Below are 11,750 nucleotides of genomic sequence, written 5' to 3'. Positions count from 1 at the left end.
CCGTCCTCGTTTTCGACGAAAGATCAGTTAGATGGGGGGAGGTGGCGAGAGGCTGCGGCTCATCTTGCGGGGCAAGATGGCTCCTTGGCTGGAGCGGTTCGATCCGAGCAGATCAAGGTGGATCCAGGTTGTTTTTTCGACTGGATCGGGGGCGGAGGGTGTTCGCGGACCCTCGGAGAGGGCAGGCTTACGCCAGCCACTACATTGAGGCTCCGAGTGAATCCGACTGGATCCGACCTGATTGTGGTTGCGGGCTTCAAAGGCGGCATGCTGACGCATCTCCTTCGCCAAGGCTTCGAAGATCACGAGCTGCCGCTGCATGGGGGTCCGAGCGAATCCGACTGGATCCGACCTGATCGTGGTCGCGGGCTTCAAAGACGGCTTGCTGACGCATCTCCTCCGCCAAGGCTTCGAAGATCACGAGCTGCCGCTACATGGGAGTCCGAGCGAATCCGACTGGATCCAACCTCTTTGAGTTTTAGAGAGGCTGGATCAGGTAACAGGAGTGAGATGGAAGTCATGGAGGGCGCCACATGAATGAGCTCCAGCCAAGGTGGGAGGCTGATTCCAGGCTGATCCGACGCAATCCGACCTGATCTGAGTGGCTCAAGGCCCAACCAGTAGTGTTTCTATGTTAGGCACATACTACTTGTTGGGGAATGACGGGCTGTCGGCTCGGGTTTCGTGTCAAGCGATGGCGGCGAGAGGAGGAAAAAATGTTCTACAAGGCCTTTTTTCGCTTTTGGAGCCTAATTTTCGGCAATTTAAGTCAAATAACACATTGACCACCGAAACCCGGCTTTTTGTGAATAACCGGGTTATTTTCCGCATTTTTCGCAGGGTTTGGCGAATAAAGTGCTGAGTTATGCACAATAGCCCGCTCTCCAGGGGGCTTTTTCAGGCATTAAGTCGCTCTCAAAATTATAACCAGGAAATGTCGTTTTGGCGTTCGAAAAAAGTTTTGGCTGTGGAACACCCGAAAATGCGATGTGAAACGTTCCCGACACAATGGGTAGGGTAAAAACATCTCGACCACACACAAGATATTGTGCATCCTCACCTCCGCCTTTCGCTATATCTGGTGTTTATAGCTGAAGCGGCCCGATATTTTCCGCCTCTGTAGTAAACACCCTTTATTTTCACTCCCACTCCCGCCTGACATGGAAAAAACATACAAGATCGGCAATCGCGAGTTTCCTCTCGATCAAGAAAAAGCCGAACTAGCCTTTGCTGCGAAGAAGGTCATCAATGGCCGCAAGAGCATGACCTTCAATCTGCTCCCGCTGAAGTATCAGTGGGCTTATGAGTTGTATCGCATCATGAAGGCGAACCACTGGGAGCCTGAAGACATCCAAATGCAGAAAGATGTGGAGCAGTGGCGCTCCCATGATGTGAGCCAGAACGAGCGCTGGATCATCATGATGGGCATCGGCTATTTCAGCGCGGCTGAGGGGATCGTGGGAGACAATGTGCAGCACGTGGTGCGCGAGCTGGTGACGGCTCCGGAGCTGAAGCTGGTGCTGGGACGCCACGCGCATGAGGAGAACATCCATGCGGATTCGCTTCTCTACATGATCTCATCCCTGGGAATCAACCCGCATGAGTGCGAGGCGATGTTTGAGCAGATCCCGACCATCGTTAAAAAGAACGAGTTCGTGACGCGCACCTCGAACGCGTTGCGTCGTGACCTGGACCTGACGCAGATCGAGAACAAGAAGCTGCTGGCGAAGAACATCTTTGTCTTTGGCCAGTGCATGGAAGGCACGCAATTCTACGGCCTCTTTGGCATGATCCTGGCCCTCTACCGCCAGAACAAGTTCCCGGGGATCGGCCAGATGTTCCGCTACACGCTGCGGGATGAGTCCAACCACATCGAGGTGTTCCGCAATCTCTTCATGGACCTGATCGAGGAGAACCCGGAGATCTGGACCCCTGAATTCCGCGAGGAGCTGGTGGAAACGATGCGCGAGGCCATCACGCTTGAGAAAGAATTCATCCGTGACTGCCTGCCGGTGAATGCGGTGGGTCTGAGCGCGGACGAATTCTGCCTGTACATTGATTTCATCGCCGATCGTCGTCTGGCGGGCTGCGGCCTGCCTGCGCTGAGCCCAGGTGCCACCAATCCCCTGCCCTGGCTGGCGGACCTGATGGACGTGCGCAAAGAGCAAAACTTCTTTGAGGGCAAGGTGACGGACTACCAGAAGTCGTCCGCCCTGGCTCATTCCTCCGACGACGACCTGTAACATTTCCTGCTCCTGGAACCCGTGCTGGCACACCTCCAGCGTGGTTTTCCATCCTCTCAAATGCCTCGCATTGGTTAAGTAAAGTCAACGCTCAGTCAGTCAGCCCCAACCTTCACTCCCTCTCCCACCATGATTGCGAATCTTCTCCAGGAGGACAAACTCCTCCGCCAAGTCGCCAAGGCCCCGAAAGACCAGAAGCCTCACCACGACTGGCGCTCGGTCGTGGACGGTCGTGATGCCTCGCCGCTGAAAGTGTCTGTGGCGGGTGCTGAGCGTGACTTTGACATGGGTGAGATCGCCGACACGATCGGCAACACGCTGTCTGACCTCTTCCTGGCGCGTAAAAAGGAAGGTGTGTACAATGAGACGAACCGTCGCTTTGTGCAAAACATCGCCAATTCCGTGGCGGAAGAGCTGCATCAGAAGGTGAGCCAGATTGCCGATGGGAGCGGCAAGGCGGCACCTCTGAGCGCGCGGGACATCCACCAGTGCATTGAGCGGGCGCTGGTGAAAAACAATGCGCATGACGTGGCGCGCACTCTGGCGGAAAAGCGTAAGCACCATGCGGAGTATGACCCCTTTGCCGAAAGCACCATCCCGCAGCCTCTCATCGTGAACACCAAAGTCATCCGTCGCAGCGGCCAGTTGGTCCCCTGGAATCATAACAAGATCGAAATCGCGGTTCGCAAAGCCTTCCTCTCCATGGAGCTGGACTCCTCCCCTGCCGTGCTGGTGGCGGAGACGGTGAGCCGCGCGATCGTGGAAGAGAACAAGCAGTTTGTGCACATCGAGGACGTGCAGAACCTGGTGGAGGAAGAGCTGATGAAGCAGGGCTTCTTCAAGGTGGCCCGCGCCTACATCCAGTACCGTGCGCTGCGCAACAAGATGCGCGAGAGCGATGAAGAGCAGGCTGCGATCAACGCAGAGATCGAGAGCGAGCAGCAGCAGGCGCTGATCGTGGTGAAGCAGGTCGACGGCAGCTCCTTCTTCTGGGATGGCACGGATCTGAAGAAACGGATCGACTACGCGATGATCGGCCTGGAACTCTGCATGCCGCGCAACGAGATCGAGATGGAGCTGCGCCGCTCACTGAACAGCGACATCAAGGTGGAGGACCTGAAGAAGACGGTCATCCTGAACGCGAAGACGCTGATGCAGCGCGACGCTGACTTCGGCAAATTTGCCGGCCGCATCCTGCTGACGTACATCTATGAGGAAGTGCTGGGCTGGGACATCGTGCGTGATGGCATCGACCAGCTGAAGGAATACCATCGCCGTGCCTTCCGCCGCAATCTGAGCCGTGGCGTGGAGATCGACCGCTACAATCCGAAGCTGCTTGAGTTTGACCTGAACAAGCTCTCCGACGCCATCGATCCTTCAGCGGACATGGACTTCGACTTCCTGGGCATCCAGACGCTCTATGATCGCTACCTGATCGTGGACAAGAAGGTGAAGCCAAGCAAGCGCCTCGAAACTCCGCAGCTCTTCTGGATGCGTGTGGCCATGGGCCTGAATGTGGGTGAGCGTGATGGCAACCCCGAGGACAAGATCATCGGCATCTACCGCATGTACAAGGGCCGACGTTTCTGCTCCAGCACGCCGACGCTTTTCAACAGCGGCACGCTGCACAGCCAGCTGAGCTCCTGCTATCTGTACAAGGTGGACGACAGCATCGAGTCCATCATGTACCGCGGCATCGCGGAGAATGCCTTCCTCTCCAAGTGGGCGGGTGGTCTGGGTGGTTCCTGGACGGCGGTGCGCGGCACCGGCGGCTACATCAAGGGCACGAACGGTGAATCCCAGGGTGTGATTCCTTTCCTGAAGCTGCATAATGACCAGCTGATCGCGGTGAACCAGGGCGGCAAGCGCCGTGGCTCTGGCTGCGCCTACCTGGAAGTGTGGCATAACGACATCGAGGACTTCCTGCAGCTGCGTGTGAACACGGGTGATGAACGCCGCCGCACGCATGACCTGAACACGGCGAACTGGATTCCCGACCTCTTCATGAAGCGCATGGAGTCCCGCGGCACGTGGACGCTTTTCCGCGCCAATGAAGTGCCGGATCTGCATGAACTCTACGGCAGCGCCTTTGAGAAGCGCTATGAAGAGTACGAAGCGCTGGCGAAGACTGGCAAGATTTTTGGACGTGAGATCGCGGCCATTGATCTGTGGAAGAAGATGCTGAAGTCCATCTTTGAAACCGGTCACCCATGGATCACCTTCAAGGATCCGTGCAACGTGCGCAGCCCGCAGGATCATGTGGGTGTGATCCATAGCTCGAATCTTTGCACTGAGATCACGCTGAACACGTCTGCTGATGAAACGGCCGTGTGCAACCTGGGCTCCGTGCTGATCGACAACCATCTGGATGACAGTGGCAACATCGACCATGCGCGTCTTCGTGAAACGATCCGCAGCGCGGTGCGTGCTCTGGATAACGTGATCGACATCAACTACTACCCGACCGAGGCGGCGCGCACGTCCAACACGCGTCATCGCCCCATCGGCCTCGGTGTCATGGGCCTGCAGTATGCGCTGTATCGCAAGGGCATTCCGTTTGCCTCCAAAGAGGCGGTGGAGTTCAACGACGAGATGATGGAAGCGATCGCCTACTACGCCTATGAGGCCTCCAGTGATCTGGCGGGTGAGCGCGGCGCCTACTCCACGTATAAAGGCAGCAAGTGGGATCGTGGTCTGCTGCCGCAGGACACGGTGGACCTTCTGGAGAAGGAGCGCGGAGTGCCGGTGGAAGTGCCACGCGGTGGCAAGATGGACTGGTCCGCGCTGCGTGCGAAGATCGCCAAACAAGGAATGCGCAACAGCAACGTGATCGCCATCGCCCCGACGGCCACGATTTCCAACATCATGGGCTCCTCACCGTGCATCGAGCCGCTGATGAGCAACATGCTGGTGAAGTCCAACCTCTCAGGTGACTTCATGGTGCTGAATCCGTATCTGATCCGCGACCTGAAGAAGCGCGGCCTGTGGACGGACGAGATCCAGAACAAGCTGAAGTACATGGACGGCGAGATCGAGGCCATCGAGGAAATCCCGGTGGACCTGAAGCGCCGCTACGCCACCGCGTTCAGCATTGACTGGGCCTGGCTGGTGGACGCCGCCGCGCGCCGCCAGAAGTGGATCGACCAGAGCCAGAGCGTGAACCTGTTCTTCGGCGGCAGCGAGATGAGCATCCTGAGCCACATGTATCGCGGTGCCTGGCGCAAAGGCCTGAAGACCACGTATTACCTCCGCACGCGCAGTGCCTCGAACATCGAGAAGAGCACCGCCGAAGTGGAGAAGGAGATGCGCGGAATCGTGGGCCAGAAGGACACCGCCAAGCGTGAGTACACGACTGAGGAGGTCGTGGCCTGCTCAATCGAGGCGATGCGGAATGGCGGGACTTGCGAGGCTTGCCAGTGAGGTGAGCTCAGCTCCCTTTTTGAAGTTGTAAGCGGCGGGTCTTTCGGCCCGCCGCATTTGTGTATATGACCTATCAATTGTTAGAACCACAAAAGAACATGGCCAATTCAGCATTCTGCAGGTTGTGCCAAAAGGCTCCTGCGATCAAAAAGTCTCATGTTCTCTCTCGCTTTTTATGGAAGCAAAGTGGACTAGCACACCGCAAGGACAATAAGGGCTATGATCTCGTTATAAAGGACGACCCTAGATTGATAAAGCGGAATCAAAGAGCTGGTATTACAGAAGCGCTGTTCTGCCCAGATTGTGAGGATAAGCGCAACAAGTTGGAAACCTACATGTCAGGCGTCCTCTATGAATATGAGGCGATCATCCGGAGGACATCATCTGGACATCAACTCATTGATGGCTTGTGTTATCAGCGGGTGAAGCTCTTCACAATGTTCAACTTGTTTGCGATGGGCATATCGTCATACCCCTACTATTCAGCGGTTAACCTTGGAGATCATCATACCGACTGCCTGCGAAGCATGTTGCTCGCGTCAGATCCTGGCGAACCATGGCAATATTCATCGATTTGGCTCCGATTGAAAATAGGCGGCCAGCCCATTGAGGGCATTAGCCTTGCGCCGCATAGAATCCGCTGGGGTGAAACCGGTCAACATGTGTATCGAACGATATTTGCTGGAGTTTGCTGGATGACTTTCTGCTCCAGTCATCGACACCCTTGGTTATCCGAGCCCGCATTTATTGGCAAAGCTGGTCAACTGGCCCTTTTTGACACACCTACCAACGAACTACCGTTTCTCGCAGGCCGTATCAACGAGTGGATCACGGCGAATAGGCATGCCCAGCACCATTAGCCAGATCCGCCTAAAGGAGTACTCAATTGACAGCCTGCTTTGCACTTCCGGCGGTCTCCTTTGCAGAAGGCACCTCAATTGGAGGAAGACCAAACTGTTTACGGACTTCATTCAACCTTCCGCTTTGAAGTTCTTCTAGATTCTTCTCATGATACCGCTTTAGACTGTCTCCGGTGTTATTGTTAGCTTCCACTTCCAACAGCTCTACCACGTTGGAACAATTCGTGTATTCAACCAACACAATCGCAGACACCGGAACCATGTTGTATTTAATTAGGACCTGAATAGGAACTCGAAAGGTTGCAGCCATGAACGGTCTTAATAGAACCCAGCCGGATTCATCCAAGGAGACCGGCTCGGCAGTTGGCTTGGGACTGCTGAGAACCGACTCCACGAGTACGTCCTCGCCCTTCTTTACTCGTTGAATCATCTTCTTCTGCTCCTTACGGGAAATCTTTCTGCATGACTTAACTTCGCCACAGAACTGCATCTCACATCTCACGTTTCGATCGCCATTGGTAACCAATTTGACCTCTCTAACGCGAAGAACAACCCCCATGTAATTACTTATTGTTAGGGTAATATCATTTACACCATATCCCGCGCCCATATTGCGAACGCGACGAAGGATCTGGCGACGAAGAAACCAAGATTTGATGCTATTTTTGGATATTGAGAAGACGCCAAGGGCTAGAGCTCCCACTAGGCCTGTGGCAACGCCTTCGATCATCGCGTTAATCTTTTCTGGTGTCATATCTTGAGCTTCTCAAGGGAGCGTCGCAAGGCAGCTACAATTTGAAGAATAATTTGGAAGGCAAGTGGATACCAATATTTCATAAAGCCCGATCACGTGATCTCTTGCGACACAGTCCACTCATATCCCGACCTAAGATGTGAGTGTGGGCTTTTGAATGATGGTTAGGCTTGAGGAAGTATCTGGGCTGTCCATTGAAGCTCCGCGCCGCCTCCGCCCACGGACAAATGGCTTCCGACACAGCAGAGCCCTACCGAGGGTTTGGGGCGCTGCCGAGCCTATGTGTTTTCGCGTCCGTCTACCAGGACTACCCGCGGCTCACCATTTCGTCGAGGTTCAGCAGGAGGTTGGTGACCATGGTCCAGGCGGCGAGTTCGACGGGGTCGAGTTTGTCGTCGGGTTTGGATTCGCCGAAGGTGATGGCTTGCTTGGCGGACTCGGGCTTGGCGCGGTAGGCGGTGAGGTGCTGATCGAGCGTGGTGCGGATGATCTCGGCTTCCTGGGCGTTGGGGAAGCGGCTGGTGACGGAGCGGAAGGCGGCAGTGATGCGGGCATCGGTGCCGGTGTGCTTCTGCAGGAGCTGCTGGGCGAAGTTTCGCGCGGCCTCGAAGTACTGCACGTCGTTCATGAGGTTCAGGGCCTGCAGCGGGGTGTTGCTGCGCTCGCGGCGGAGGCAGTAAGACTCTCGGTTAGGCGCATCAAAAGTCGTCATGGAGGGCGGCGGGGCGGTGCGCTTCCAGAAGGTGTAGAGACTGCGGCGATAGAGGGACTCGCCCTTGTCCTGAAGGTAGTTGCGCGTGTTGCTGCCACCAAAGGCCACAGGTTCCCAGATGTTCTCGGGCTGGTAAGGACGCACGCCCTTGCCGCCGATCTTCGGACTCAGCAAACCGCTAACAAAGAGTGCGGAATCACGCACCACCTCCGCATCCAGACGGAAGCGCGGGCCACGTGCGAGCAGGCGGTTTTCGGGATCCGCGTAGAACGGGTTTTCCAACCCGTTGTCTGAACCTTTGCCTGAACGAGTTGGAAAACTCGTTTTACAATCTTGCCGATACGCATGCGAGGTCACGAGCATCTTCACGAAGGCCTTCATGTCCCAGCCGCTCTCACGGAAGGTCACGGCGAGCCAGTCGAGCAGTTCGGGATGCGTGGGCGGCTCGCCCTGGGAGCCAAAATCGTTGCTGGTCTTCACGAGACCGGTGCCGAAGAACTGCTGCCAGAAGCGGTTTACCTGCACACGGGCTGTCAGCGGATGCTCGGGAGAGAGCAGCCAGTCCGCGAGATCGAGACGCGATGGCATGTCCTTCTTCGGCAGCGGCGGGAAGATGGCGGGCGTGCCGCGAGTGACCTTCTCGCCGGGCTGGTCATACTGCCCGCGACTCATGACGAAGCTCTCACGCGGCTGCGGAAGGTCCGCCATGATATAGCTGGCGGGGATGACGTCCTCGAAAGTCTTGCGCTTAGCCTCCAGCGCGAGCTTCTCCGCGCGTGCGCCATGCACGATCTCGCGGGCACCTTGGTATTCGTTTTCATACCACCAGTCTTTGACCTTCTTCGACTCGGCTTCGGTCCACTCGGCAGCTTTCTTGCCGCGCACAAGCGTCTGCAAATCATAGGGTAGTTCGGCCACACGCTTGCCCTGGTTTTTCTCCGACCAGACCTTCCAGGACCACTGCGGATCCTTGGCAGGATCGACACGAGAACTCACGGCGAGACGATCCCAGGTGACCGTGCCATTGAACTGTGTGAAGGCGAAGCCGGTGACCTTCATGCCGGGCTTCAGGCCGAGCTTTTCCACGGGGATTTCGAGCTTGGTCCAGGCTCCGAGTTCGGGCAGCTTGCCCATCAACACGCGCTCGGGTGTACGAACTTTGCCAAAAGGAATGGCGCCTTCCTCGCCCCACACAGCACGGTGGTTCCAGCCGCCGACATGGAACTGCAGCATGACGGCCTTCGGTGGATCCTGCCGGTCCAAGAAGCACTGCACGCTCAGCTTGCCATTGGCGGGAATGTCATAGGTCTCGCCCTTCGTGAAGTAATCCTGCGCCACGCCTTTGGCCTTGCGACGAAGCGCAGCATTGCCGCTGAAGACCTGGCCTTTGTCTTTGCCGATGATCTCCGTGGGCGCACCTGCGGAGCCGACATCCGCAGCGGCGGGAAAGGCATCCTCAAACCACACCTCCTCGCTCGTCTGCACGGGTGGTGGTGGGGTGAGTGTGGCAGGGTCGGTGTATTCGATCCTGGCGATGGCTTCGCGGATCTTCGTCTGCGCGGCCGTGATCTGCTGGTCGTAACTGGCGATCTGCTTCTTCTGCTCGTCGTTGGAGAGACGCAGGATCGGCGGTGTCAGGAGGATGTTGCCATCCATGGCCGGATCGGCCGTGCTGTTGAAGAAAGCGTAGAGCGAATAAAACTCCTTCTGCGTGATCGGATCAAACTTGTGGTCATGACACACGGCGCAGCCAGCGGTGAGGCCCATCCACACAGCCACGGTGGTGTCCGTGCGGTCCACGGCATAACGAAAAATGAATTCTTCATTGATGGAGCCGCCCTCGCTGGTGGTCACGTTGCAGCGGTTGAAGCCGGAGGCGATCTGCTGGTCCAGCGTGGCGTTTGGCAGGAGGTCGCCGGCGAGCTGCCAGCGGGTGAACTGGTCATAGGGCAGGTTGTCATTGAAGGCCCGCACGACCCAGTCGCGATACGGCCACATGCTGCGCTCATTGTCCAGATGCAGGCCATGTGTGTCCGCATAGCGCGCCACGTCTAACCAATAACGTCCCATGTGCTCGCCATAGCGCTCGGACTTCATCAGGCGCTCCACGAGCTTCTCATAGGCATCGGGATTCGCATCTGCGAGGAAGGCATCAACCTCCGCAACCGTCGGCGGCAGGCCGGTGAGGTCCATCGTCACTCGGCGGATCAGTGTTTCCTTGGAAGCTTCAGAGGCAGGGGTGAGGCCTTCCTGCTTCAGGCGAGCCTGAATAAAGCTATCCACCGGATTGCGCACCTGCGCGGCGGCCACTTGGGGCACCACGGATTTCACAGGCTTTTCAAAGGCCCAGTGCTTCTTGTACACCGCGCCCTGGCTGATCCATTGCTTCAGGGTCTCGAGCTGCTTTGGCGTGATCTTCTTGTGCGACTCCGGCGGCGGCATGAGCTCGTCAGGGTCCGTGGTGACCATGCGCTCGATGATGCTGCTGGCTTTCACATCCCCCGGCTTGATGGCCTGGACACCGTCTTTGATTTCAAAAGCACCCTCAGGTGTGTCCAGCCGCAGATCGGCCTTCCGCTTCTTGGCATCGAAGCCATGGCAGGCGAAGCAGTTGTCGCTGAGGATCGGGCGGATGTCCCGGTTGAAATCAAGCCGCGTCTCCGCGCTGGCAGTCAGCGCGGTGAGACAAGGCAGAAGGAGGAGACGACGGCGAAGCATGTGCCGGGTGGATACGACCCGGAGCGGGGCTTCTTGCCAGCATCCGCCTCCCGACCATGGGGGAAGGATCCCCGCGCGATGGTCTATTCCGCCTTCTTCGGCTTCGGCCGGATGCTGCTGGCGATCTTGTGCAGCACGCCATTCACAAAGGCGCCGGATTCAGTGCCACCGAGACTCTTTGCCACTTCGATGGCCTCATTCATGATCACCGGAGCGGGCACATCCGGCACATGCAGGAGCTCATGCACGGCCACGCGCAGGATGTTGCGGTCCACATTGGCGAGACGCTCGATGCGAAAGTTCTCCACGATCGGCGAGATGATGGCATCGATCTCCGTCAGATGCGCCAGCACGCCGCGGATCAGCTCCTCGGCATAGGCGCGCACATTGGGCTTGGCACTGTGGATCTCCCAGAAACCAGCCTGCTCCTCCGTGCTGTGCTCGCTATGGAGTTCATGAGCAAAGAGGAACTGTACCGCGGCTTCGCGTCCTTCACGTCGTTTTCCCATGAGATCAGGCGTTCTCCAGGTCGGGGGTTCCGGCGAAGCTCGCCCGCATCTTGCGGAAGAGGCTGAGCATGTTCACCGCCGTCTGAGCGGCCTCGGTGCCACGGTTGATCGTCACGCCCAGGCAGCGCTCCTCGGCCTGCTCCTCGCTGTTCACGAGCAGCACTTCATGAATGACCGGTGTCACATGGCGCACGGCCATCTGCTGCAGCGCATCCGTCACGGAAGCACCCACGAGATCCGCGTGCTCCGTGGAGCCGCGAATGATCACTCCAAAGGCCACCAGCACATCCGGCTTCGTGCTCTTCAGCACCAGCTCAGCGCACACCGGGATCTCAAAAGCACCCGGTACCCGGTACACGGTGAGCGCGGCATTTGGCGCCAGCGTCTCGAGCTCCTCGCGAGCGGCATCCAGCAAGCCCTGGACAAACTGATTGTTATAAAGGCTCGCCACGATGGCGATGGACACCTGGTCCTGGATGGGCCGGGGGCGGGTGGGGGAGTGCTGGGACATTGGGGGGGTGGTAGTTCTCGGTT

The 11,750-nt window shown here is 57.5% G+C and carries 7 protein-coding genes; 3 read left to right on the top strand and 4 right to left on the bottom strand.

Annotated features, from left to right (window positions below; genetic code table 11):
- Positions 1-1,160 precede the first annotated feature (1,160 nt).
- The 3 genes from BGE01nite_RS23195 to BGE01nite_RS23185 all read left to right on the top strand — a co-directional run bounded on the left by BGE01nite_RS23195 (position 1,161) and on the right by BGE01nite_RS23185 (position 6,523).
- The gene (locus BGE01nite_RS23195; RefSeq protein ID WP_146854206.1) at positions 1,161-2,243 is read left to right on the top strand and encodes a ribonucleotide-diphosphate reductase subunit beta; all 1,083 of its coding nucleotides are present in this window, start codon (positions 1,161-1,163) and stop codon (positions 2,241-2,243) included.
- 129 nt (positions 2,244-2,372) lie between these two features.
- Positions 2,373-5,663, top strand: coding sequence for a ribonucleoside-diphosphate reductase subunit alpha (locus BGE01nite_RS23190; RefSeq protein ID WP_146854204.1), 3,291 nt, complete (start codon positions 2,373-2,375; stop codon positions 5,661-5,663).
- 65 nt (positions 5,664-5,728) lie between these two features.
- A complete protein-coding gene (locus BGE01nite_RS23185; RefSeq protein ID WP_146854202.1) occupies positions 5,729-6,523 on the top strand; it encodes a hypothetical protein in 795 nt (264 codons plus the stop codon).
- A gap of 22 nt (positions 6,524-6,545) precedes the next feature.
- Here the strand turns inward: BGE01nite_RS23185 and BGE01nite_RS23180 are convergent, their stop codons facing one another.
- The 4 genes from BGE01nite_RS23180 to ribH form a co-directional block, all read right to left on the bottom strand.
- Entirely contained in the window at positions 6,546-7,277 is a 732-nt protein-coding gene (locus tag BGE01nite_RS23180; protein ID WP_146854200.1) for a hypothetical protein, read from the bottom strand.
- Between the two features lie 307 nt (positions 7,278-7,584).
- Positions 7,585-10,707: a PSD1 and planctomycete cytochrome C domain-containing protein gene (locus tag BGE01nite_RS23175; protein WP_146854198.1), complete on the bottom strand. Its 3,123-nt coding sequence runs from the start codon at positions 10,705-10,707 to the stop codon at positions 7,585-7,587.
- A gap of 83 nt (positions 10,708-10,790) precedes the next feature.
- The gene (gene nusB, locus BGE01nite_RS23170; protein ID WP_146854196.1) at positions 10,791-11,216 is read right to left on the bottom strand and encodes a transcription antitermination factor NusB; all 426 of its coding nucleotides are present in this window, start codon (positions 11,214-11,216) and stop codon (positions 10,791-10,793) included.
- Positions 11,217-11,220: 4 nt separating this feature from the next.
- Entirely contained in the window at positions 11,221-11,727 is a 507-nt protein-coding gene (ribH, locus tag BGE01nite_RS23165) for a 6,7-dimethyl-8-ribityllumazine synthase (RefSeq protein WP_146854194.1), read from the bottom strand.
- Between the last annotated feature and the right edge of the window lie 23 nt (positions 11,728-11,750).

It is taken from the genome of Prosthecobacter gellanilyticus (assembly GCF_007992435.1).
Classification (GTDB): domain Bacteria; phylum Verrucomicrobiota; class Verrucomicrobiia; order Verrucomicrobiales; family Verrucomicrobiaceae; genus Prosthecobacter; species Prosthecobacter gellanilyticus.
Note: the sequence above shows the minus strand (reverse complement) of the source record. Positions and strands in the feature narration are given on the sequence as shown.